Annotated in this window: 22 protein-coding genes, 1 tRNA gene and 2 pseudogenes; 4 read left to right on the top strand and 21 right to left on the bottom strand. The window is 69.2% G+C overall.

The features are described 5' to 3' along the window. Nucleotides 1-7: 7 nt before the first annotated feature. The 6 genes from ACIBQZ_RS02220 to ACIBQZ_RS02195 form a co-directional block, all read right to left on the bottom strand. Nucleotides 8-379, bottom strand: coding sequence for a hypothetical protein (locus tag ACIBQZ_RS02220; protein WP_396086610.1), 372 nt, complete (start codon nucleotides 377-379; stop codon nucleotides 8-10). Between the two features lie 61 nt (nucleotides 380-440). Continuing rightward, entirely contained in the window at nucleotides 441-872 is a 432-nt protein-coding gene (locus ACIBQZ_RS02215; RefSeq protein WP_396086609.1) for an ATP-binding protein, read from the bottom strand. Nucleotides 873-1,012: 140 nt separating this feature from the next. Continuing rightward, a complete protein-coding gene (locus ACIBQZ_RS02210) occupies nucleotides 1,013-1,327 on the bottom strand; it encodes an STAS domain-containing protein (RefSeq protein ID WP_396086608.1) in 315 nt (104 codons plus the stop codon). Nucleotides 1,328-1,403: 76 nt separating this feature from the next. Next, a complete protein-coding gene (locus ACIBQZ_RS02205) occupies nucleotides 1,404-1,592 on the bottom strand; it encodes a hypothetical protein (RefSeq protein ID WP_396086607.1) in 189 nt (62 codons plus the stop codon). A 17-nt stretch (nucleotides 1,593-1,609) separates the two neighbouring features. Then, nucleotides 1,610-1,795, bottom strand: a complete 186-nt coding sequence (locus ACIBQZ_RS02200) for a hypothetical protein (protein WP_396086606.1) — start codon at nucleotides 1,793-1,795, stop codon at nucleotides 1,610-1,612. 338 nt (nucleotides 1,796-2,133) lie between these two features. Continuing rightward, nucleotides 2,134-2,634 carry a CGNR zinc finger domain-containing protein gene (locus ACIBQZ_RS02195; protein ID WP_396086605.1) on the bottom strand — a complete coding sequence of 167 codons (501 nt, stop codon included), beginning with the start codon at nucleotides 2,632-2,634 and terminating at the stop codon, nucleotides 2,134-2,136. Between the two features lie 106 nt (nucleotides 2,635-2,740). On the opposite strand from ACIBQZ_RS02195, the gene ACIBQZ_RS02190 reads away from it, so the two are divergent. Then, nucleotides 2,741-3,427, top strand: coding sequence for a type 1 glutamine amidotransferase domain-containing protein (locus tag ACIBQZ_RS02190; protein ID WP_396086604.1), 687 nt, complete (start codon nucleotides 2,741-2,743; stop codon nucleotides 3,425-3,427). Here ACIBQZ_RS02190 and ACIBQZ_RS02185 read toward each other — a convergent pair. Then, nucleotides 3,417-3,776, bottom strand: coding sequence for a YybH family protein (locus tag ACIBQZ_RS02185; protein ID WP_396086603.1), 360 nt, complete (start codon nucleotides 3,774-3,776; stop codon nucleotides 3,417-3,419). The two genes, ACIBQZ_RS02190 and ACIBQZ_RS02185, sit on opposite strands and share 11 nt — an antisense overlap. 70 nt (nucleotides 3,777-3,846) lie before the next feature. Here ACIBQZ_RS02185 and ACIBQZ_RS02180 point away from each other — a divergent pair, with 70 nt between their 5' ends. Next, nucleotides 3,847-4,719 (top strand): LysR family transcriptional regulator, encoded by an 873-nt coding sequence (locus tag ACIBQZ_RS02180; protein WP_396086602.1) that lies wholly within the window; start codon nucleotides 3,847-3,849, stop codon nucleotides 4,717-4,719. Here ACIBQZ_RS02180 and ACIBQZ_RS02175 read toward each other — a convergent pair. The 3 genes from ACIBQZ_RS02175 to ACIBQZ_RS02165 all read right to left on the bottom strand — a co-directional run bounded on the left by ACIBQZ_RS02175 (nucleotide 4,716) and on the right by ACIBQZ_RS02165 (nucleotide 7,387). Continuing rightward, on the bottom strand, nucleotides 4,716-5,282 hold the full coding sequence (locus ACIBQZ_RS02175) for a hypothetical protein (RefSeq protein ID WP_396086601.1): 567 nt from the start codon (nucleotides 5,280-5,282) through the stop codon (nucleotides 4,716-4,718). The genes ACIBQZ_RS02180 and ACIBQZ_RS02175 overlap by 4 nt on opposite strands. A gap of 702 nt (nucleotides 5,283-5,984) precedes the next feature. Then, on the bottom strand, nucleotides 5,985-6,395 hold the full coding sequence (locus ACIBQZ_RS02170) for a protease complex subunit PrcB family protein (RefSeq protein ID WP_396086600.1): 411 nt from the start codon (nucleotides 6,393-6,395) through the stop codon (nucleotides 5,985-5,987). A gap of 919 nt (nucleotides 6,396-7,314) precedes the next feature. Continuing rightward, a tRNA-Arg gene (locus ACIBQZ_RS02165) sits at nucleotides 7,315-7,387 on the bottom strand. Nucleotides 7,388-7,900: 513 nt separating this feature from the next. Between ACIBQZ_RS02165 and ACIBQZ_RS02160 the strand changes: the two genes are divergently transcribed. After that, the gene (locus ACIBQZ_RS02160; RefSeq protein ID WP_396086599.1) at nucleotides 7,901-9,175 is read left to right on the top strand and encodes an ATP-binding protein; all 1,275 of its coding nucleotides are present in this window, start codon (nucleotides 7,901-7,903) and stop codon (nucleotides 9,173-9,175) included. Between the two features lie 97 nt (nucleotides 9,176-9,272). Here the strand turns inward: ACIBQZ_RS02160 and ACIBQZ_RS02155 are convergent. The 3 genes and pseudogenes from ACIBQZ_RS02155 to ACIBQZ_RS02145 all read right to left on the bottom strand — a co-directional run. Next, nucleotides 9,273-9,470: pseudogene (locus tag ACIBQZ_RS02155) on the bottom strand (hypothetical protein); the annotation flags it as partial. Further along, nucleotides 9,466-9,903 (bottom strand): annotated as a pseudogene (locus ACIBQZ_RS02150) (hypothetical protein); the annotation flags it as partial. The pseudogenes ACIBQZ_RS02155 and ACIBQZ_RS02150, both read right to left, overlap by 5 nt. A 3-nt stretch (nucleotides 9,904-9,906) precedes the next feature. After that, nucleotides 9,907-10,533, bottom strand: coding sequence for a site-specific integrase (locus ACIBQZ_RS02145; protein ID WP_396086598.1), 627 nt, complete (start codon nucleotides 10,531-10,533; stop codon nucleotides 9,907-9,909). A gap of 162 nt (nucleotides 10,534-10,695) precedes the next feature. Between ACIBQZ_RS02145 and ACIBQZ_RS02140 the strand changes: the two genes are divergently transcribed. Next, nucleotides 10,696-13,923: an SNF2-related protein gene (locus tag ACIBQZ_RS02140; RefSeq protein ID WP_396086597.1), complete on the top strand. Its 3,228-nt coding sequence runs from the start codon at nucleotides 10,696-10,698 to the stop codon at nucleotides 13,921-13,923. Between the two features lie 253 nt (nucleotides 13,924-14,176). Here the strand turns inward: ACIBQZ_RS02140 and ACIBQZ_RS02135 are convergent, their stop codons facing one another. From ACIBQZ_RS02135 to ACIBQZ_RS02100, 8 genes are all read right to left on the bottom strand, one after another. Further along, the gene (locus tag ACIBQZ_RS02135) at nucleotides 14,177-15,328 is read right to left on the bottom strand and encodes an endo-1,4-beta-xylanase (protein WP_396086596.1); all 1,152 of its coding nucleotides are present in this window, start codon (nucleotides 15,326-15,328) and stop codon (nucleotides 14,177-14,179) included. Between the two features lie 230 nt (nucleotides 15,329-15,558). Beyond that, nucleotides 15,559-16,581, bottom strand: coding sequence for a medium chain dehydrogenase/reductase family protein (locus tag ACIBQZ_RS02130; RefSeq protein ID WP_396086595.1), 1,023 nt, complete (start codon nucleotides 16,579-16,581; stop codon nucleotides 15,559-15,561). Nucleotides 16,582-16,623: 42 nt separating this feature from the next. Beyond that, nucleotides 16,624-18,075 carry an ArnT family glycosyltransferase gene (locus tag ACIBQZ_RS02125; protein WP_396086594.1) on the bottom strand — a complete coding sequence of 484 codons (1,452 nt, stop codon included), beginning with the start codon at nucleotides 18,073-18,075 and terminating at the stop codon, nucleotides 16,624-16,626. Between the two features lie 44 nt (nucleotides 18,076-18,119). Next, nucleotides 18,120-18,383: a hypothetical protein gene (locus tag ACIBQZ_RS02120; RefSeq protein WP_396086593.1), complete on the bottom strand. Its 264-nt coding sequence runs from the start codon at nucleotides 18,381-18,383 to the stop codon at nucleotides 18,120-18,122. Next, complete coding sequence (locus ACIBQZ_RS02115; RefSeq protein ID WP_396086592.1) at nucleotides 18,380-19,573, bottom strand: DUF4157 domain-containing protein; 1,194 nt, start codon at nucleotides 19,571-19,573, stop codon at nucleotides 18,380-18,382. Before ACIBQZ_RS02115 ends, ACIBQZ_RS02120 begins: the two co-directional genes overlap by 4 nt. Next, a complete protein-coding gene (locus ACIBQZ_RS02110) occupies nucleotides 19,570-19,899 on the bottom strand; it encodes a type VII secretion target (RefSeq protein WP_396086591.1) in 330 nt (109 codons plus the stop codon). The genes ACIBQZ_RS02115 and ACIBQZ_RS02110 overlap by 4 nt, the downstream gene beginning before the upstream one ends. Beyond that, entirely contained in the window at nucleotides 19,896-20,279 is a 384-nt protein-coding gene (locus ACIBQZ_RS02105) for a YbaB/EbfC family nucleoid-associated protein (RefSeq protein WP_396086590.1), read from the bottom strand. The genes ACIBQZ_RS02110 and ACIBQZ_RS02105 overlap by 4 nt, the downstream gene beginning before the upstream one ends. Further along, nucleotides 20,276-22,117, bottom strand: coding sequence for a hypothetical protein (locus ACIBQZ_RS02100; RefSeq protein ID WP_396086589.1), 1,842 nt, complete (start codon nucleotides 22,115-22,117; stop codon nucleotides 20,276-20,278). The genes ACIBQZ_RS02105 and ACIBQZ_RS02100 overlap by 4 nt, the downstream gene beginning before the upstream one ends. Nucleotides 22,118-22,119 lie beyond the last annotated feature (2 nt).

Genomic DNA, 22,119 nt, shown 5'->3' with positions numbered 1-22,119 from the left:
CGCCGGGTCAGGAGGCGGGCTGCTCCGGGTCTCCGTCGCCGGTTTCACGGGCACCCGAGGTCTCGAGGCGGACGCGTTCGATCCGGTCGACACCGCGCTGGACCGCCGCGCGGGAGCGCTGCAGGAACTCGTTGCTGCGGTCGGTCTTGGCGGAGGTCCGCTCGATCGCGTCGCGGAACCGCCCGATCGGGTCGACCGTGCGATCGTCCTGGTGCTGGGCGTCCTCGTCGAGCCGGCGCTCGCGCGCGGTCGCCTCGGCCTCCCGCGTGTCGGCGTCCAGCTCGCGCCGGTCGGCCTCGCGCTCGCGCTGGTCGGCACGCCGGTCACGCTCGTCCGCCGCGCGCTCCCGTTCGTCGAGGCGGCGTTCCCACTCGTCCAAGCTGTCTGCCCTGACCCTCCGCCGATCGTCCGGAGCGTGCGAACCACCCACAAATCGCAGCCTACAGCCGGTCCGGGGGCAGCATGATGCGCACGTCGCACCACACCACCTTTCCGGGTGGCCGGGCGTCCCAGCCCCACCGGGAGGCAAGCCGGTCGATGAGCAGCAGCCCTCGGCCGCCGGCCGTGGCCGCGCCGGGCAGGACCATCCGGGGCTCCCGCTCGCTGGCGTCGCTGACCTCGATCCGGACCAGCTTGTGGTCGGCGCGCACCTGCAGGTATCCCGGCGGCGCGGCGTGGTTGACCGCGTTCGCGACCAGTTCGCTGGTGACCAGCACCGAGACCTCGACGATCGGCTCCGGCACACCCCAGCCGCGCAGGGTCTCGGCGACGAACCGGCGCCCCACCCCGCAGGCCGAACCGGTGGCCGGGACGTCGTCCAGGACAGCGAGGCAGCCGCCGGCGAAGTGCTCCGGAGGGGTGGAAGGTGGCAACGTCAATCCAGCGGACCAGCGGCAGACGGTGGGCGAGGCAGTCCCGGACGCCCAACGGACAACCCCGGGTATCGGCGTTGCACCGGGCCAGTCTGCCATCACTCGTTCTCCGCGACAGACCATGGCGGCGTCCGGCCACGTCAGGGCGTACCGGAACCGCTCTCGACGTCGAACAGGTCCAGTGTGCGGGTGGCTTCCAGGGCCAGCCGGGCCGCCTCGGACAGCCGCCGCAGCCGCAGCCGCCCGCCGCCGTTGCCGACCCGGTCGGCGCCGGCGAGCAGGGCGGCGATCCCGGCCGCGCCGAGGAAGCCCAGCCCGCTCAGGTCGACGATCAGCAGCTCGGGCGCGTGTGCCGCGACCACTCGGTCGAGGTGCCGGCCGAACTGCTGCACCGTGTCCATGTCCAGGTCGCCGGTGGCGCAGATCACCGTGACCGGCCCGGATGCCACCGTCACGACCGCTAGGGAAGTGGTGCCGGTGGCAGCAGAGAACGCCATCCGCTGGGCGATCATGGCCGGCCCTTCCGAGCGACTAGTGCGCCTCGGCCGTGGCCTGGCGCTCGCCGCGCGTGGTGGGCTCGGCGCCCTCGACCGCGAACGGATCGCGCAGCCGGGTCATCGCCTCGGCGCTGTTGTCCGCTACCTCCGACTTGTCCTCGGGCGCGGCACTTCCGGCCGGTGCGAGGAACAGGTCGGCGTCGTTGTTGTCCGTGGAGTTCATTGACCGATCCGATGCTCTTATGGGGTGGGGGCGGACGAGGGCGGGCTCTCCAGCTCTTTGAGATCAAGATGCAGAGTGGACAGCAAGCCGCTGTGCAGGAACGGGTCGACGTCGTCGGGAAGTTCCCGGTCGACCCAGTCCGCCCGGGCGGTCAGCCCGCGCTCGCGGAGTTTGGCAACGATGGCGCTCTTCTGGATGATCATGTCTGGCCCGTCTGGATGAGGTGTCGTGACGTCGCGAAAACGAAAAAGCGCCGGACGGGTGCGTATTACCCATCAGGCGCGGAAAACGTCAACGGATTTCAAAACGGGAACACAACCACCGTAGCACGAATCCGTTTCCCGCCGGGCCCACCTCATTTTTCGCGGACTGCCGATTCGCACCACCCGTGTAGGCTGACACACGAGTCGCCAGGCGGGCTCACCGGTCGGCCGAACACCGCAGGTTCTGCGGTCAGTACGGCGGCGAACCGGGAGGTCAGCTGCTCGCACATGAGGCGTACGACTCAGCGACGCGCGATCCCCGGAGACCTGGCGGCTTGTCATTCGGCCCGCTGCCGGCTGCGGTACGCCCGCATCGCCACCTGCGAGCTGCACGCTGCGCTGCAGTACAGCCCCGAGGAATTCCGCGTCTTGTCGAAGAACGCCTCGTGACAGGCACTGTTCTTGCAGACTTTCACCCGCGGCCACTCACCCCGGTACGCCAGATCGGTCACCGCCGCCAGCACCGCGCCGAAGACGCCGAGCACCCCACCCTGCGCCGGGGCGAGCGTGCAGCCCCCGGCACTGATCTGCGGAACGAGTGGATACCGGCCCGCGACGCGCCCCAGATAGGCCTGCGCCGCCGGCACCTCAGCCTCATCGGCAACACAGCCTGAATGCTCCCGCAGCAGCGTCAGCAGGGCGGACCGCAGATCCCGGGCGGCCACGACATCGGCCTCGTCGACGGCCGGCTCGCCGGCGTGACGGGTGAGCCAGGCGGCGAGCCCGGCCCCGCTGTTGGCGAAGCCCACGAGGAGGGTGCCGGAGTCGCACTGCTGCATTGTTCCAGCCTAACGGGAGACGGTCCTAACACTTGAGCCTCGCCCGCGTGGTTGGTTACAGCCGTCCGGCATACGGTGGTCACGAAGTCGACTCGTGGAGGTAGACATGTCATCTGTCCTGCTGGTGCTCTCCGGCGCCCGGGTATGGAGTCTCAAGGACGGCACCCAGCACCCGACCGGGTTCTGGGCCGACGAGTTCGTCGCGCCGTACCGCCTGCTGATCGGGGCGGGGCATCGGGTCACGATCGCGACCCCGGGGGCCCGGGTGCCGGTTGTCGACCAGGCGAGCCTGGCTGACGAGTCGGGCGCGGAGCTGCGGGCGTACCTGGAGGGCGTCAAGGACGTGCTGGAGGCGCCGGTGCGGCTCGAGGACGTCGACCCGGCCGCGTACGACGCGGTCTTCATCCCGGGCGGCCACGGCCCGATGCAGGACCTGGCCGTCAACCCGGACGTGGCCCGCATCCTGGCCGCGATGCTGCCCGACACCGGCAAGCTCGTGGCGTCGCTCTGCCACGGTCCGGCGGCGTTCCTGGCGGCCGGCGACGCCGAGGGCAACTGGCTCTTCAAGGGCCGCAAGCTGACGGCGTTCACGGACGACGAGGAGAAGCAGGCGGGCCTGGCGGACAAGGCGCCGTGGCTGCTGGAGGACCGGCTGCGCGCGGGCGGCGCGGTGTTCGAGTCGGCCCCCGCGTGGTCGTCGCACGTGGTCGTCGACGGCAACCTGATCACCGCGCAGAACCCGGCCTCGGCCGAGGCCGCGGGCCAGGCGATCCTCGCCCGCCTCAGGGGGTAACGAACTCCGGCTGGTCCAGGACCCGCAACCAGGTGCCGTCGCTCTGCCGGCGGACCACCTGGGCGCGGGCGCCGGCGCCGTCCCTGGGCGGCGTCGAGGTCAACGCCAGGTCGCCGCTGATCAGGGTGGGCAGCGGCGGCTCCTGCTCGAACGCGGGCAGGTGCGCCAGCGCCTCCTCCCACAGCTCACGAATGGCCGCGCGTCCCACGGTCTGCCGGCCGGGCGGGTAGGCCATGACGGCATCCTGCTCGTAGAGCAACGAGATGCCCTCGGCGTCCTTGGCGTTGGCCCGCTCGACGAACAGCCGGGTGAGATCCTCCGGTTTGGTGGCTTTCTCGCGATCGGTCATGCAACAAGTCTTGACTCGACCGAGTGACAAGTCCAACAGATAGTTCTTGTCGTAGCTATCATCACCGCTCATGGATCTGCGGCAGCTCGAGTACTTCGTAGCGGTGGCCGAAGAGGCCAACTTCACCCGGGCGGCGGACCGCGTGCACATCACCCAGTCCGGCGTCAGCGCCCAGATCCGCCAGTTCGAACGCGAACTGGGCGCAGACCTGTTCGACCGCTCCGCCCGCAGGGTGCGCCTCACCCCGGCCGGGGCGGCGGCGCTGCCGCACGCCCGGATGGCCCTGGCGGCGGCCCGGGCGATCCGCACCGCCTGCGACGAGGTGACCGGACTGGTACGGGGAAAGCTCCGGATCGGCATGGTCACGGGCTGCACGGTGACGCCCCTGTTCGAGGCGCTGGCCGCGCTCCACCGCAGGTACCCGCGCGTCGAGATCAGCCTGGCCGAGGAGAACTCGGAAACCCTGATCGAGAACGTCCGCTCGGGCGACGCGGACGTCGCGCTGGCGGCGCTGGCGGGCGGGGTGCCGGACGGGCTGGAATCCCTGACGATCATGAGCGAGGGCCTGGTGGCGGCGGTGCCCCCCGAACACGACCTGGCCCGCCAGGAGACGGTGCCGTTGCGGCGACTGGCCGCGTACCCGTTGATCTGCCTGCCGCCGGGCACCGGAATCCGCGCGGTGCTCGACCAGGCCTGCGCGGCCGGTGGGGTGCGCCCAACCGTGGCCTTGCAGGCCACAGCGCCGGCAACGGTGCTGGACCTGGCGGCCCGGGGCCTGGGCGTGGCGGTCCTGAGCGCATCGATGACGGCCGGGCACGAGGGTGTGAAAGCGGTGCCGATCGATGACATCCCGATGCCGGCGATGCTGGCCCTGGTGTGGCGCAAGGGCGAGAGCCCGGTGGTGCGGGAGCTGCTGACCGAGTGCCGGGAGGCGTTCGGCTAGGGCCCGTTGGCGGTGCAGGCGACCTCGGCTTGTTCACTCCAGGGCGTGCCGTCGAAGCCCTCCCGCAGCCGGGTCTCCCGGTCGTGCTCATCAAAGGTCTGCACGGACAGCGTGATCGGCAACCGGCCGAGCGGAAGCCCGTGAACACAATCGACGGACACATCGGCATCGGCCTGCACAGTCGCACCGGCGGCAACCCACCGCTGCTTGTCAACACCGCGCACGCTGACGCCGGGCCTTGACGCGGAAAGATCACGGATGTTGATCGGCACCGGGCCGGCATTCACGAGCGTGACGCGGCGGGTGAGGGTGACTGTGGCAACGCGGCCGTTGAGCACCACGCTGTCGGCCGGCGAGCCGTCAACGAAAGGGCTCGCCTCGGCGAAGACGAAGACGGAAACCTGGCGCTCGCGGTCCGCGGCCAACCGACCGGCGGACCAGCCGTACGTGGCGGAAGCACCGAGCACGGCGCCGATCACCAGCGCGGAGGCGACGAGCAGGTGCAACTTGCGGCTACGAGCAGGAGGTACGACGGCCGGCCGGTCCAGATCAATCACATTCACGCTGCCCTCGCCCTGCCTCGATCGGGAACGCACGGTTCAGAGAACGTACGCGACGGGGGGCTGGTTGCGGCCCGATGACGAATCCCTCAACCGATCGTGGCAAAGGCACGGAGGAATACCGTCGGATTGGTGGCCCCCTGCTGACCCGCCGTCCTGGGCGGGCCGAGTTCGGAGTGGTCATCGCGAAACCCGGTCGAACGCGTGGCGGCCCAACCGTGACCCACCCTCGCTGATGCGAACCGGCTCGGCCGGCCCCGCTTGCGCCGTGAGATCCACCGGGTCGACTCCCGCGACCCGCGGTTATGGCGACGGCCGGAAAGCCGGCCGGGATCTCGGACTTGTGTTCCGTGAACGCTACGAATCAGTGTGAACGCTTTTGAACTGCATGGCTGAGATGAAACGATGAAACGATCGGCTACCACGACCCGGGCTACTTGCTTTCGACGACCGTGAGCCGGTGGATGCGCTGCTGATGAAGGCGCAGCGTGGTAGTGAGGATTTCCTGCCTGGCTACGGCGGCCTGATGAGCGGGCGATACAGCGGCTCTCCGAGGTGCGGGATCGCTCACGCTTGACCAGAGGCTGCGAACCGCGGCGTTGCTGGCTCGGCCGGCAGACCCGGAGGTCGCCGTCCCATCTGTTGAAGGTCGACCGGCCAGGAACAGCCGGGAGCTCGGGTACCTGCACCGTCACTATCGTGGACTCATATGGCAGGCACGATGCGAAGCCGCAGGTCCATGTCCTGGTTGCGAAGGCCGCGTTTGCGCACTGCCACCAGATGAGCGGGACTCTCGATCTGGTCGAGCCCGGACCTGCCGGGCCGCCGCTCGGTGGCCTCGACAATCAAGGTGTCACCACGGAGCTGGAGCCGGTCGATGGACACCGAGTAACCGAGTACCGGCCGGCGTCCCAGGGTGAGCACCACCATGGTTTCGACGGTCAGATCCATCTCCGGCTGTCCCGGCAGGACGGGAAAAACCCCGGTGGCGGCAAGCCAGAACCCCTCCACCAGCCCGGCCTCATCGGCCACGAACAGACCGTTCAGAGTTTGGCGCACCGCAGATCCACGGAAAAGGGTACGGAACGGCAGCACTGAACTCTCCGAGTCGACCACCGCACGACCATAGCGTTACGAGGCCGGGGCGATTGTCCCGCAGTCGGCCCGCCTCGGCCGCGATGTCGGCCGTCGCCCGGAGTTCGCTGCCGACCTCCATTCCTTGTTCACCCCCTATGGAAATGCCGGTGGGCATTGAGCTGATCTCAACGAGGTATTTGTATTCGAAATGCCGGTCAAGTCCTTCGTGGCGGAATATTGGGGGTTTTGGTCGCTTGCTGGGCTGGGATGGCTGCGCTGGGGTAGAGCTGCGGATGAGAGATCAACCCCTTGCTGGGGGTTTGCCAGGTGAGGGCGCTGAGGGGGCGCTCGTGGTGGGGCGGCCGTGTTCAGGGTCCATGCCGGAAGGCAGGCCGAGGGCTCGGCTGCCGGTCATCCATCCGCGTGTCAGCATGGTGATCTACGGCCGTGACCGGACGGGATCAATCAGGAGCGGCGACCGCGCCGCCTGCCGGCAGGGGTCAGACCCTTGTCGATCTAGCATCCGGTCACGGGGGCCTGCTCACGCCGTAGCCCGGGCCGGGGCGAGGGCGCGGATGTGCCCGTCGCGTAGGCCGCAGTAGAACCAGGTTGAACAGCTTGCGAGCCACCGCGACGGTGGCGATGTTCGGTCGCGGCGTTCGGCCATGCGGGACCTTGACCAGACCAGCCAGCCGGCTGAGGCAGGACGCCGAACAGATCGCTGACCGGGATCAGCACGCCCCGCTTGGCTATGACCGCGTGCACGCCGGCCCTGAGCCCGGACCGCGACGCGACCAGCTTGGCCCGGTGCCGCACCAACTCGCGTAGTTCCCGCACTGCCGGCGGTGCCAGGTATGCCTCCGGGAGCCGGTTCATCCGCAGCAGGTCGGCCCGGGTCGAAACCCATCGATCGGGTTCTGTTGTGCTGCTCAACGGCCTTTTCGGCTGGTGGTGGAGGTGCCCCCGGCAGGAATCGAACCTGCGACACACGGTTTAGGAAACCGATGCTCTATCCCCTGAGCTACGAGGGCCTACGGCCAACATCGTACCGACCTGGGGATACCCACGAGTGCCCGGGAGTCCCGCCGGGGCCCACTGGTGCCATCTGGTCGACCGGTGGGCATTCCGTTGCTGGTCGGAGCGTGTCCGGAGCAATTCCCGCGCACAAGCGGGCCGGCGTGCCCGGCGGTGACCGCGGGCGCCCGGCGCTGACGTCGGGTGCCATTCGCTCGCCGAGCACATTCGGAGCACTCGCGGCGACCTCTGGGCTGGGGAAACATCTTCGGCGCACGACTTGATGTTCGCGAGGGGTCAGGCGATCGTTCGTGCACCGGTACCGCGGGGTGCGCCTCCTGCCGCAGCGTCGCCGGGCAGCTCGCGCCCGAGTTGCCCGGCGCGTGGCTTTCCGCCACCACGGCGTGTTGACTTCAGTGAGACGGGGACGTCGGTCACAGGACCGTTGGGAGTCTCGGATCCGTGCCTACGGGAGCCTGGCAGATGTGTGAACGGTAGCCTTTAAGATGCTTCTGCGGTAGCTTTGCAACGTGCTGCCATATCAGGTGCGGGCCGTCGATCAAGAGCTGGATGAGCTTCTCGGCGGTTTGCCTGCCATCAGCCTCGAGGGGCCAAAGGGCGTCGGGAAGACCGCGACGGCCCAGCGGCGCGCCGCCACCGTCTTCGCCATGGACGACGCGACACAGCGGGAGCTGCTCACCGCCGATCCGCAGCGCCTCGACCGCGCACCGACGCCGGTCCTCATCGACGAGTGGCAGCGCGAACCGGCAGTCTGGGACTTTGCGCGGCGCAGCGTCGACCGTAATCCCGCACCTGCCCGGTTCCTGTTGACCGGCAGCGCCACCCCCACGTCTGCGCCGACACATTCCGGAGCCGGGCGCATTGTCCAGCTCCGGATGCGACCGATGAGCCTTGCCGAGCGGGCCCTGGCGGAGCCGACCGTCAGCCTTGGGGAGTTGCTTACCGGGCGGCGGCCGGCCGTGGGCGGAGGCACTGCGTTGAGCCTGGTCGACTACGCCGAAGAGATCGTGCGCTCCGGATTCCCCGCCATCCGTCAACTGCCGCCACGCGCTCGCAGGGCACAGCTCGACGGCTACCTGAACCGTATCGTCGAACGAGACTTCCCCGAGCAAGGCCACCTGGTACGCCGCCCCGACACCCTGCGCGGGTGGCTGGCCGCGTACGCCGCCGCGACGGCAACCACCAGTTCCTACAACGCCATCCTGGACGCGGCCACCCCGGGCGAGACCAACAAGCCCGCCAAGACGACCACGACCGTGTACCGCGACGTGCTGTCGCAACTGTGGCTGCTCGATCCCGTGCCCGGCTGGTTGCCCAGCCGCAGCGCCTTCAGCAGACTCGGCGCCGCACCGAAACACCACCTCGCCGACCCGGCACTCGCCGCACGACTCCTCGGTGTGGACGTGCCCGCCCTGCTCGACGATTCAGTACCGGCCGCGGCCGTACGCCGGCCCGGTCCGCTGCTGGGCGCCTTGTTCGAGTCGCTGGTGACGCTCAGCGTGCGGGTCTACGCGCAGGCAGCCGAAGCCACGGTTCATCACCTACGCACTTGGGACAGTCGGCACGAGGTGGATCTCATCATCCAGCGCGCCGATCAACGAATCGTGGCGCTCGAGGTGAAGCTGTCTCCGTCGGTGAGCGATGACGATGTCCGTCACCTCACCTGGCTGCGCGGACAACTGGGCGACGATCTACTCGACGCGGCGGTCATCACCACCGGATCCGAGGCGTACCGCCGTGCGGACGGAGTCGCGGTGATCCCGCTCTGCCTACTCGAACCCTGACAGCCGGCGCATGGAGCCAGCGACCTTTCGGCCTCCTTGCCGTTCCAGGGGTTGGGCAGGCGTGGGAGGAGTGGTGCTTGTATTCACCCACCGTGGTCTACCGTCCTGCCCAGTACCGGTAGGCATCGATCCATACTGAACCGTCCGGTGGTGGGGTGGGTAGTGGCAGGTCGAGCAGGTCGATCCGCTGCCGGTCGCGGCCACGGGCGCAGACGGCGACGATGCTGTCGTCAGTGAGGTCGAGTTTCTTAACAGTGACCCCTACGCCGAGCACGGTGGTGGTGAACGGCACTGATGAGTCCCTCACGGGTGTAGCGGCCGGTCAGCAGAGCGGCGTCGACATCGAGAAAGTCACGAGGCTCGGCGCGTGTGAACAGCGCGGACATCTTGCCGGCGACAACGGGAGGTAGAGACCGCCAGTTCGCGGCCAGCTCAACCTTGTAGGGCCGGTCCGGCGTCGCGGGATCGGTTGCTGCGAGCCGGGCGAAGGTATCGAACTGCTGGTGACCTCGACGGTATAACCGGCCGCTCGGTAGCCGTCAACGACGGCCTCGACCGCTGCCGCGAAGTCTCCGCGGCGCTTCCCAATCCGTGAACAGCTCCACATCTTCACTCGGCCGTTCGAGAATGCCGTGCGCTTGGACCGCGTAGCCACCGGCCAGCGCAAAGCCGTAACGCCCGGCGGCTCGGAGCCCGATCTCCGCGAGCCGAAGATGACTTGGATCCATCGTTCAGCTGGCAACGGCTTGCGGCGGCGCCGCAAGTTCCGGAAAGCGAGCTTGCCACAGCGCCCGCCGCCGAACAGGAAGCCACAGAGACGGCCATACCCGGCGCAAGGTCTCGGCGTTGAGCCAGCGAGTTAGGTCCTCGGCAGTGGCTGCTTCATTCAGCACCGTGAGGGTAGTGGTCGAGTGACCGAGCTGCTCCGAAACGACCTTGACGTCGACTCCGGCCTGTAGCGCGATAGTGGCGGCACTGTGCCGGAGGTCGTGGAGCCGTGCGGGCGGGAAGTCGCCGCGTTGGATGAGTCGCCGGAAGCGTTGTGACACCGAGCACGGGTGCCAGGCGCGGCCGTCACGGCGGACGAAGAACAGCCCGGTGTCCGGGTTGAGGACGACGTCGCGGTTGCCGGATTCGCTTTCCGGTTTCTTGTGGCGGGTCGCGCCCCCGGTGACGGCGATCTGGTTGACGATGCTGACCTCGGCTTTGTCGAGGCGGACCTCGGCGTCGAGCAGGCCGCGGGCTTCGCCGCGGCGCGGGCCGCGGTAGGCCATGAAGTGCAGCAGCGGGTGCAGGTCGGGTGCTTCGGTCTCGGCGTAGTCGAGGAACTCGGCGACGAGTTGATCGGTCCAGACCATGATCTTGCCCGGCGCTTTGCCGGTGGCCCGCCAGCGCTCGACCCGTTCGCGCTCCCAGACGCCGGCGGTGCGCCCTGTGGCGTCCCTCGTTGTGAGTACGTCGCGTGCAGCGCCTCTTGCCGCGCGTCTAGAGTGGTTCGCTGACTCTCGCGAAAGGCGACGATGGCGAAGCTGGTTCTCACTTCAGAAGAAGCGGTGCTTTGCGAGTTGGTCGGGGTCCGCACCTTTCTTCAAGCACGAGCAGTGCTGAGCGATGGGGAGATCGTCGACCCGGCCGTCGGTGAATCCGGTCAGGCAGTCGGCAAGGTTCGCGCCGGCGGGGAGGTAACCGGCGAGGTCGTTTCCGGCGTGACGCCCACTTTGAGAGGTGCGTGCAGTTGCGCCGATGCGGAATGCGTACATGTCGTAGCGCTGCTGATCGCCGCTCAGCAGGAGGCCGGGGGGAAGACGTCCACAGCCCCGGCCCAGCGGCGGCCGAAGGCCGGCCGATGGGAGTCCCAGCTGTCCGCCTGGGTCCGTGACGTGGCTGGGACGCAGCCGGTCCCGCAGCCTGCGGATCCCGGTCTCGGGCTGCAGTTTGAGCTGGTGAACGCATACCTTTCCCGGACGCGGAAGACCCAGCAGCGGATCTCGATGCGCCCGGTGCTGCCGGGCCGCAGGGGCTGGGTGCGTACTGGGATCAGCTGGCACTCGCTCGACTATGCCGGGGGCAGTTCGCCGGACCTGAAACACCACCGCCGGCTGCTCACCGAGATCGTCAAGCTGTCCGGCTCCCATGCGCAGTACTACAGCAGCAGCGCGAACGTCTTTCTCGACGAATTCGGCAGTCGACGCATCTGGGACTTATTGGCGGAGGCGCAGGAGTCCGGCCTGCCGCTCGTGCAGTACGGCAACGGCGCCCCGCCGGTGATCGTGGCACGCCGCCCGGCACGGGTGTCGATGCAAGTTGACCGGGTCGACGGCGACCTGACACTACAAGCCGTGGTGCAGGACGATGGCATGCCGGTCGACCTGGAGAGCGCGATGTTCATCGGCGAGCCGGCGCACGGCATCGCGTCGTGGGGTGTCCGCGGTGAAGCGGAGCCGGCTGGGCGGGCCTTGAGGCTGGCTCCGCTGGCCCGTCCGCTTCCGAGCTCGGCTCGTAAGGTCCTGACGGCACCGAGTATCCGGGTTCCGGGCGCACACGAGGAGCGGTTTTTCGCCGAGTTCTATCCCGGCCTGGTCCAGCAGGTGGAGGTCGTGCCGGCCGGACCTGCCGTGAGTTTGCCCGAGGTAGGTGCGCCAACCCTGACCGTGACGTTGAGTATCGAACGCCAGCAGCATCTGCAATTGCGCTGGGAGTGGGTGGTCGAGGTAGGTGGCGGGCGGCATGCCGAGCCGCTCTGGTCGCCGACGCTGTCCCACGAGGGCGCCGATCTCCTTCAACGGGTGGCCGATCTCGTCGTGCCCAGCCTGCTTGAACCCGGCACGCTGGGTCCACGGCTCGCCTCCGAGTCGGTGCTCGGCGGCGACGAGATGATCCGCTTCCTGAGTACGGTGATCCCCGCGCTGGCCGAACTCGGGGTGTCCGTGATCGAGCCCGACGACGGTTGGAACCTGCAGGAAACCGGGGCGGCGCCGATAATCACGTTCACCGGCGCCGCGGAGGCCGGCGAGCAGGATTGGTTCGACCTGTCAGTTCGCGTCGAGGTGGGCGGCGAGCAGGTCGACTTCGAGGCACTGTTCGTGGCCCTCGCCCGGGACCAGGAGTTCTTGATCCTGCCCAGTGGTGCCTATTTCGGCTTGGCTCGGCCGGAGTTCCAGCAACTCCGCGATCTGATTACGGAATCGCGTGCGCTGACCGACAGCCCGCCGGGCGTGCTGCGGGTCGGCCGGTTCCAGGCCGGGGTCTGGGATGAGCTGGGAGAATTAGGCGAGTTGGCCGGTCAGGCTGCGGATTGGCAGCGTACGGTGGCCGCGCTGACTGACTCGGGCATGGCCCTCGACCAGCCGGTGCCCACCGAGGTACACGCCGAGTTGCGCCCGTACCAGGAGGAGGGTTTCCGGTGGCTGGCCGCGTTGCACGACAACGGGCTCGGCGGCATCCTCGCCGACGATATGGGTCTGGGCAAGACGCTGCAGGCGCTCGCTCTGCTGTGTCACGCCCGTAAACACGGCCGCTTCCTGGTCGTGGCGCCGGCCAGCGTCGTGCACAACTGGGCGGCTGAGGCGGCCCGCTTCACTCCCGATCTCGAGGTTCGGGCGATCACGTCGACTGCGGCCCGGCGAGGAGTCGATCTCGCTGAGGCGATTGGGCAGGCCGACGTTGTGGTTACGTCCTACACGCTGTTCCGCCTGGAGTACGACGATTACGCGGCATTGGACTGGGCTGGTCTGGTGCTCGACGAAGCGCAGTTTGTGAAGAATCCGCAGTCGCAGGCCTACAAGTGCACCCGCCGTCTCCCGGCGCCTTTCAAGATCGCCATCACCGGCACGCCGATGGAGAACAATCTGGCCGAACTGTGGGCGCTGTGTTCGATCGCTGCCCCAGGCCTGTTCCCTCGGCTCGATCGGTTCACCGAGTACTACCGCCATCCGATCGAGCGTGACCGCGACCAGGACCGGCTGGCCCAGTTACGCCGCAGGATCCGCCCGCTGGTGCTGCGCCGGCGCAAGAGCGAGGTTGCCGCCGACCTGCCGGCCAAACAGGAGCAGGTGGTCGAGGTCGACCTGTCGCCCGGTCATCGCAAGGTTTACCAGCGCTACCTGCAACGGGAGCGGCAGAAGGTACTCGGCTTGCTCGGTGACATGGAGAAGAACCGCTTTGAGATCTTCCGCTCGCTGACCTTGTTGCGGCAGGCCAGCCTGGACGTGGCGTTGGTCGACGAACGACACCGCGCAGTTTCTTCGACCAAGCTTGATCTGCTCGTCGAGCAACTCACCGACATCGTCGCTGAGGGCCACCGCACTCTGGTGTTCAGCCAGTTCACTCGCTTCCTCAGCAACGCTCGCGATCGGTTGGAACAGGCCGGCATCTCCTGCACATACCTGGACGGCACCACCCGCGATCGCAAGCGGGTGGTGGAGGAGTTCAAGACCGGCGCCGCAGGGGTCTTCCTGATCAGCCTGAAGGCCGGCGGGTTCGGCCTGAACCTGACCGAGGCGGACTACTGCATCCTGCTCGACCCATGGTGGAACCCCGCGACGGAAGCGCAGGCGGTGGACCGGGCCCACCGCATCGGGCAGACCCGCAACGTGATGGTCTATCGCCTGGTAGCGCGGGACACCATCGAGGAAAAGGTGATGGCATTGCAGGCACGCAAGGCCGAATTGTTTGCCGGCGTCATGGACGGCGGGGAATTCTCCTCTGCCGCCTTGAGCGCCGCCGACATCCGCGAGCTTCTCGGTTAGGCCGAGGTGCGGGCTCTTCGCGGCGGTGGTCGCGTCCCCCGCAGTTGGTCACGACCTGACGGTACGGGCGCAGCACTGCGTCGGGCAGGACTGGTCTCGTGTTGATCGTCCGCGCGACCAAGAAAACTACGCCAGCGGCTCGGGCCGGCGACGTCGTATGACGGTGAACCGGCGACCACGATCTGGGCACTCGGCGGACTGACACAGACGAAGGCGGCAGCACCGGAGTGCTGCCGCCTCCCCCCGTTCCCCCTCAGCGGTTCCGGCGTGCTGCGGCCAGGGTGTCGCGGAGCGCGTAGTAAGCGGGCTTGCGCTCGAAGTCGTCCCACATCACCGTCGCGGCGCCCTCGGCGGGGAAGAACACCGGCACCCACGAGTACTTGTCGGTGAAGCCCCAGATGGTGAAGGAGTTGCAGTCTTCGACGCCGAGGCATGCGTCCAGGACGGTCTTGTAGTACGCGGCCTGCGTCTGCAGCTGCTCCGCGGTCGGCACGCCACCCTCAGGCAGATCCATGCGTACGTCGAGCTCGGTGATCGCGGTGTACAGACCCAGATCGTCGAAGCGCTGGAGCACGGCTCCGAGCTGGTCCGGGGCGCCGTACCGCATGCTCAGGTGGGCCTGGGACGCGAAGCCGTGCAGTGGCACCCGGTCGGCCAGCAGCTGCTTGGCCAGCGCCTCGTACGCGTCGACCTTGACGCCGGGCCATTCCACGCCGTAGTCGTTCAGGAACAGCTGGGCCTTGGGGTCGGCCTGGTGTGCCCAGCGGAAGGCGTCGGCCACGATGCCCGGGCCGAGCTCGCGGATGAAGATGTTCTCCTGGCGGTACTCGCCGTTCTCGTTGAAGATCTCGTTGGCGACGTCCCACTGCTGGATCTTGCCGCGGTAGCGGCCGACCACCGTGAAGATGTGGTCCTTGAGGATCGCCCGCAGCTCCGCCTTGCTGAACTGGCCCTCGGCCAGCCACGCCGGGTTCTGGCTGTGCCAGAGCAGCGTGTGGCCGCGGACGACCTGGCCGTGCTGGCGGGCGAACTTGACGATCGCGTCGGCCGGGCCGAAGTTGTACTTGCGGCGCTCGGGGTGGATGAATTCCCACTTCATCTGGTTCTCCGGGGAGACCGAGTTGAATTCCCGGGCCAGGACCTTCCGGTACGGCTGGTCGTAGGTGAACGGGTCGGGGTAGTCCTGCTCGAGGTGGTGACCGCCGCCGGCCACCGCGGTTCCGATGTGCAGGTCACGCGGCGCCGCCCAGCGCAGCGGCAGATTCCGCTTGCCGGGGTGGTGGTCCACGACGGCCGAGCCGCCGGTTGCCTTCGGGCCGGCCTGCGCCGGCTGGATGCCAGGGCCGATCAGCGTCGAGGTGGCGAGGACGGCCACGGCGACACGGTATGCCTTTCTCAAGATCACTCCTTTGAGGGCGTCGGACGCGCCGCACACATCATGCCGATGCCGAAAGTTTCAGAAAGGACGCGCCGGAAGTCCTCTGTACGCTAAGCGGGATGAACAGCGTTCGTCAATGTTTCCGCCATGTGAACGCTTGTCCTTCGCGGCCCTAACCAGCGCATCACCCCACGGAACCGACGAGTCAGACAGGCCGCTCGGCTACCGGGCAAGCAGCGGAAGTTTCGGGGTCACCACTATCGGGGGACGAGGACGACCTTGCCGATGTTGCGGCGCTCGCCGAGGCGGCGGTGCGCTGCCGCGGCCTGCTCGAACGAGTACACCCCGTCGATGCGCGGCCGGACGGCGCCCGAGCGCCACAGGTCCAGCAGGGACGTCAGCTCCTCGCGGAGCAGGTCGGCGCGGCCCCACAGGTGCCCGAGATTGACTCCGCTGACCGTCTGGTTGCGGCCCATCATCGTGTACGGGGTCAGCAGCGGCACGCCGGTGAACTGGCCGATCAGTCGACGGATGCTGCGCCGCTCGCCGGTGCTGAGGTTCGCAAAGCCGTACGCGATGAGCTGCCCCACCGGGCGCAGCAGGCCGAGGCCGCGCTTCCAGTCCCGTCCGCCGAGCGGGTCGAGGACCAGGTCGACGCCCTCGCCGCCGGTCAGTTCCCGCACCCGCGCCGGGTAGTCCTCGGTGCGGTAGTCGATCGGGTGGGTGCAGCCCTCCTCACGCAGAATCGCGTGCTTACCGGCGGATGCCGTGCCGAACGTGACGACGTCCGGCACCGTGCGGCACAGCTGCAGCGCCGCGATGCCGACGCCGCCGGCGGCCATGTGCACCAGCACCCGGGCCCCCGGCCGGAGGTTCGCCACGCGGAACAGCATGTGGTACGCGGTGACGTAGTTGACCGGCAGTGCGGCGCCGTCGGTGAAGCTGAGGTCGTCGGGCATCGGCAGCACCCGCTCGGCCGGCGCGCACACGGCGTCGGCGTGGCCGCCGAACCGCACCAGGGCCAGCACTCGCTGCCCGGCCTCGAGCCCGGTGACCTCGGCGCCGAGGGCATCAACGACGCCGGCGACCTCGTACCCCACGACGCACGGCGGCCGCGGCGCGTCCGGGTAGAGGCCCTGCCGGGCCATGACCTCGGCGAAGTTCAGCCCCGCGGCGTGGACCGCGATGCGCACCTCGCCGGGGCCCGGCTGCGGGTCGGGGCTCTCGCGCACCGCAAGCACCTCGGGCCCACCCGCCTTGGTGATCCAGACGGCGCGCATCCGTGCTCCTTCCCGCAGCATCCTGGCAGGGCCAGCCGCGAACTAGTCGTAGTGGATGAGTGCCGGCCAGACCGCGGCCCAGGTGCCGGCGGGGCCAGTGCACACCTGCAGGATCGCGCCCTGCTCGTCGTTGTTCAACCCGTACCCGTTGTCCACCCGGCCGGCCACCTGGCAGCCGGTGAAATGCCGGCTGGTCGGGTCGCCGGGGGCGAACCCGGTCAGGATCACCGGGCCGGCAGCCGAGGCAGGCGGCGGCCAGAACGCGTACCCGTTGTGCCCGCTGTAGGCCGGCGGCAGGCCACGACCCAGCCGCACCGCGCTGGCCTCGCCGTAGTTCGACGCGAACACCACCGCCCGGCCCTGTTGATCCGGGGGCAGTGTCCGCACCGCCGCGCGGACCGCGTCCCGGAACTCCGGCCAGCCGACCTGCTCGCCCGCCTCCGGGTTGAGCTCGTTGATGCCGCTCTGCTCGAGGTCCGCGACCGGTGTGATCGGCAGCCCGTTGATGGCGTTGAGGACCAACGACACCCCGAGCGCGGCGCTCACCAGCGCGGTCCGGAGCCACCGCCGGCCGCGGGCGAGCCAGTTGTCGGTGGAGATCCCGGCAGCGGCCACGATCACCGGCAGCAGCCCTGCCGAGTAGTACCCCTTGCCACCGGTCACGAGCACCAGCGCGAGCAGCGCCAGGTACGCGTACCCGAAGGCCCGGGCCGGACCGGCGTCCCGCCGGAGCAGACGCACGAGGCCGGCACCCAGGAACGGCGCCAAGAAGATCGACACGAGCACCAGCTGGATCGGGATCACCGCGATCCGGTTGTCCTCACCCGCGATGGACTCCGCCACCGCGGACTGCGGCCATCCGTGCACCACCTGCCACGCCAGGTACGGCAGCGCGCCCAGCACCGCGAGCATCCCGCCGGCCAGGGCCTGCCAGGTGAGCAACGGTCGCCGTGGTCCGAGCATCAGCAGCGCCGCGCAGATCAACACGGCGACGACCCCGATCAGCAGCTTGTTCAGCAGGCCGGCACCGAGCACCGCGCCGGCCGCGAGCATCCAGCCGGGCCGGCCGCCGACCAGCGCCTTCAGCAGGCAAGCAGTCACGCCCGCGGTGAACAGCACCTCGAAGGTGGCCGTGCTGACGAGATGACCGGTGAGCAGGGCGGCCACGCCGACGGCCCACATGCTCGACGCCAGCAGCCGCGCCCGGTCCGATCCCCCCAGCAGACCGACGATCACGCCGACCAGCACCACAGTCGCAGCCGCAGCCAGCGCAGACGCCAGCCGGAGCACGACCAGGGAGCCGCCGCCGAGCCGGAACAGCCCGGCCGACAGCAGCGGAGTCAGCAACGGCTGGTCCGGGTAACCCCACGCCGGATGCCGCCCGGCCACGACGAAGTACAACTCGTCGCGGTGCCAGCCGTAGCGGGAACTGGTCAGAACCAGAAGCACCAGCAGCGCGGCGGCGACAAACCATTCTGGACGAACGCGGCGCACGAAGGCAGATTACCGATTGTGCGCCGCCGCCGGGGGCAAGCTCGTCAGTGGTCCGTTGCGGTCCACAGCCGCCCGACCGCGACCAGCTCGGCGTCCTTGCGATCCACCACCAGGATGGTCTCCCCCGTGCGCTGCGTTCGCGGCGTCGGGTGGTCGACGCCCAGGACGTGGATCGGTTGACCACTGGCTTCGTCCCGCAGCCGTGGGATGCCGATGAATTCGCCGTTGCGGGTGGAGCCGACCGCGATCAGGCCGCCGCGGGTGGGGATGTCGAAGACCTCGTTGATGAGGAACTGCACTGCTGTCATGGCGGGGTGTTCCTATACCGTTCGAGGGCTGGTATCTCGCTGTCGTATGCCTGGTCTTCCAGTTCCTTCAGCGGCCGGTGCAGGTGCTCGCCGGCCTGCTGTTGCACCACGTGCGTGTGTTCGTGGGCGATGGTAGCCGCCAACGTTTCGTCGTCGGCGAAGCTCGCCGGGCCGAGGCGGATCTGGGTTCCGTGGAGTTCGGATGGTGTGTATGCACCCGCGTCCATGTGGTCGAGGTAGCGGATCTCCTCCGGGTCGCTGATGATGACGACGTCGACGTCCTGGAGGTCGATGTCCATGCGGCCGGCGATGTCGTGGACGTTGTCGAGGGTCATCGGGGTGCCTGGGCCGTTGTCGAGAACGTCGCGGTTGGTCCGTGCCGGGCTCTTGCTGAAGAACTCCGCGCCCGGTGCCGGGTCGGAACGGCTCAGCCGGCGGAGCGCCTGCTTGAGGTCGTTCAGGACGCCGGTCAGGTCGTCGAGCTTGCCGTTCAGCCGGCGCAGGCTGCTCAGGAGCGCCCTGATGAAGTGCTGGATCTTGTTGACCCATTTGGCAACCAGGGCGGCCACCTGGCCGATCACTACCGGAGTGGCCACGCCGAGGGTCAAGCCCGCTTCGGCCAGCCATTGCGGCAGTCGTGCGGCGAGGGTGGCCACGAACTGGGCGATCAGGTCGCGGACGATGCCACGAACCAGGCCGACCAGGAGGCCGGCGCCTTCCACCGCGTACGAGATGGCCTCCGACGCCGTGGCGATGCCTCCCATGGCGTCGAGTTGCTGGGCCGCGTGGTTGCGGTAGGCGTCGCCGGACGCACCGGTCCATTCCGCGGTTTGCGCTCGGACGGCATCCGCGAACTGCTGGAGAGTGCCGGTGGTCGCGGCTGCGACGTTCCGCCAGGTGGCGGCGTGCGCGGCGACCTCGTCGGGGTTTCCGGCCAGCCAGTCCAGTGCGTCCTTCAGCGGCTGGACGTGCTCCATCAGCCAGCTGACGCCCCAGGCGACCAGCGAGCCGAGCGGGTCGATCGCCAGGCCGAGGACGTCGAGGGCGCCGCCGACTCCGCCGAGTGTGCCGTCCACCCAGCTGTTGTTGTGGATGCCGCTGCTGATCTGCGCCGCGTCCTCGGCCAGGCCGAGACCGGTGTACCAGGTCGTGGAGCTGTGCGCCTCGGCGACCAGCGGGTTGTCGGTCACAACGGCAGGTCGAGGCCCGAGCCGGCGGCGTGGTCCAGACGGCTGGCGCTGCCGGCATCAGTGGCATCCATGTCCGACGCGGTTGCCCGCAGCTTCAGCGCTGTTTCCTCCAGTGCGTCCACCGCGTCGTTCATGACCCCGACAGCGCTGTCGAAGACGGGGCTCAGCAGGTTCGGCAGGAACTGGCACAGCTGGCCGTACGCCTGACTGTCCATGGTCACCTCGCCGACCGCCGCCCGGGCCTGCGTCATCCGGTCAGCGGCATCGCTCACCGCGGCGGCGTGCCGCAGCACGGACTCGGCGGGAAATTCGAGGCCGGCGCTCACCGGTTCTCGTCCTCGCTCGGGGCCGGGAACCGGGAGTCGAACGAATGGATCACCGCGCGGCCGGTCTCGGAATCCTCGCCGACCGTCGCCCGCACCTGGTCGGCCACCCGGTGCGAGAGCACAGCCTGGGCGCGCTGGATCACCGACATGATCTCATCGGCGAGCCGTGGGCCGGCCAGTTCGTGCACGCGGTCGTCGAGCTCGAGACGCTCCACCTGGCCGGCCGAGCCGACGGTCACGCGGATTGCGCCGTTGCGGCCTTCCGCGGAAGCGGTGAGTGTGGCAACCCGGCGGGACAACTCGACGCTTCGCTCCGCCTGCGCGTTCACCTGGGAGGTCCAGGAATCCAGCCATTCCTCGGCGGCATCGATGTCGCTCATAGAGGCAGGGTACTGAGCCGACGGGCGGTCGCCTGCCACCGTTCGTCGTCCGCGACGTCATTGTCGCCCGCATCCGCCGGCCAGGTGAAGCGCCTCTCGTCCGTGGCGAGCGTCGTCAGCAGGGCTTCGACACCATCCCCCCGCCCGGCGCCCCGCTCCAGCGCGGTCAGCACCAGATCAACGTCCCGCCGCTTGCGCAAAGCCGCAGCAAGCACCGCCGGCGGCGCCTCCCCCGGCCGGCCCATCGCGGCGAGAGCCCCGCAAGCCGCGACAGCCTCGTCCAGCCGCTCGGTCCCGGCATAGGTCGCGGCGTCCCGGCCGATCTCGGTGAGCCGGCGGAGCGGATCGCGCAACGCCTCCGCCGCCGGTCCGAAGCGGATCGCGCAGAGGGCAGCCGCACGACGCCCGGGTGATTCACCGCCGAGCAGGTCACCCAGCAACGTAAGCGCCGCGTCGAGCTCGCCGGCACACCGCCACAGTGCCCAGGCGGCAGCCGCCCTCGCCTCAGGCTCCTGCACCGCGCCAAGCCCCGTCACCGGCACGCCGAGGTCGCCGAGGGCGTAGAGCGCCTCAACCCGGGCCTCACCCTCCAGAAAGGCCGTGAACTCCCCCACCAACTCAATACTCTCCGGCCACCCGGAAACAGCCCGAACAACGCTCCGCGTACGAGGCCACAGACTCCGAGCAGCCGCACCCCGCAGATACTCCCCGACAGCCGGCACGATCCGATCCGCGAAGTGCCGCATACCCTGCACCGCCACAGTCATATCCGCGATCAGCGCCGGCGTCCGAAGCTCACCCAGCAACGGCTCAAGGCAACGCTCGTCACCGTCCCGAGCGAGCGCCCGTAAAGCACTGGCCTGTGCCCGCCGACACATCCCCGGATCCCCTACCACAGCAAGCAGAACGTCCCCCGCCAACCGCCCGCGGGAAAGCTCCACAATGGCCTGCTCGGCCACATCCGGCTCCGGATCGTCCACCGCCGCCACCAACAGCGGTACGAGCCCGCTCGCCCGCCAGCACCGCAATCCCCGTCCGGCCTCACCGATCCCCTGATACCGAACCTCCTCATCCTCGGCGGCGAGCGCCGCCCCCACGACCTCCCGATGAGCCGACGGCCAATCCAGCAACAACCTGCCGTACGTGTCGACCGCCTCGCTGTGCCGGATCCACGGCCACAGATCCAGCGTCGGCGCGACGGCCTCAGCCGCCAGGACCGCTACGGCCGCGGACGGTGGCTGGTCCGGGAATCCGGCGTTGCGGAGCCCGATGGCCGCCGCGACCCGGGTCGTCTCCTCGGCGAGCCGGGCTGCGAACCATGCAATCAGCTCGGGCCGCTCGTAGCTGCCCGCGAGCACGGCCAAGGGGAGCACCCCTCGCACACCGAGGCCCGGCAACATCTCGAAGCCCTCCGGCACGGCAGAGAGCAGCGCGGCCCAGGCGTCGAGTTCCACAGTGTCGGCGTCGGGAGCCGGTGTGATCGCGGTGAGGGACGGGCCGACGATCCGGCGGCAGGCCCGGGCGTTGTCGCTCGGGCTGCCGCACGGGCCGTCGGGCAGCGGCGGGTCGACCAGCAGACCCTTGCGGCCCAGCGACGCGGGTACGGCCGGGTCGACGGTGAGTTCCCACAGCAGGCGCAGTGCCGCCACCCGGTCCGCCGGGTCGAGGGACGGCAGCAGCGCCACGAACGAGCCCAGCCATTCCGGCGTGCCGGCGCAGGTGATGCCGTCGTGCACGACCTTCTCGGCGAGGCCGTCCACCAGGCTCGTTCCCCGGCGGAGGCCGTCGAGGATCTTGCGGGCCTCGGCGGCCGTACCGCAGGTGCAGGGGTTGGTCATCA

The sequence above is a fragment of the Actinoplanes sp. NPDC049599 genome (assembly GCF_044465625.1).
In the GTDB taxonomy this organism is placed as follows: Bacteria; Actinomycetota; Actinomycetes; order Mycobacteriales; family Micromonosporaceae; genus Actinoplanes.
Note: the sequence above shows the minus strand (reverse complement) of the source record. Positions and strands in the feature narration are given on the sequence as shown.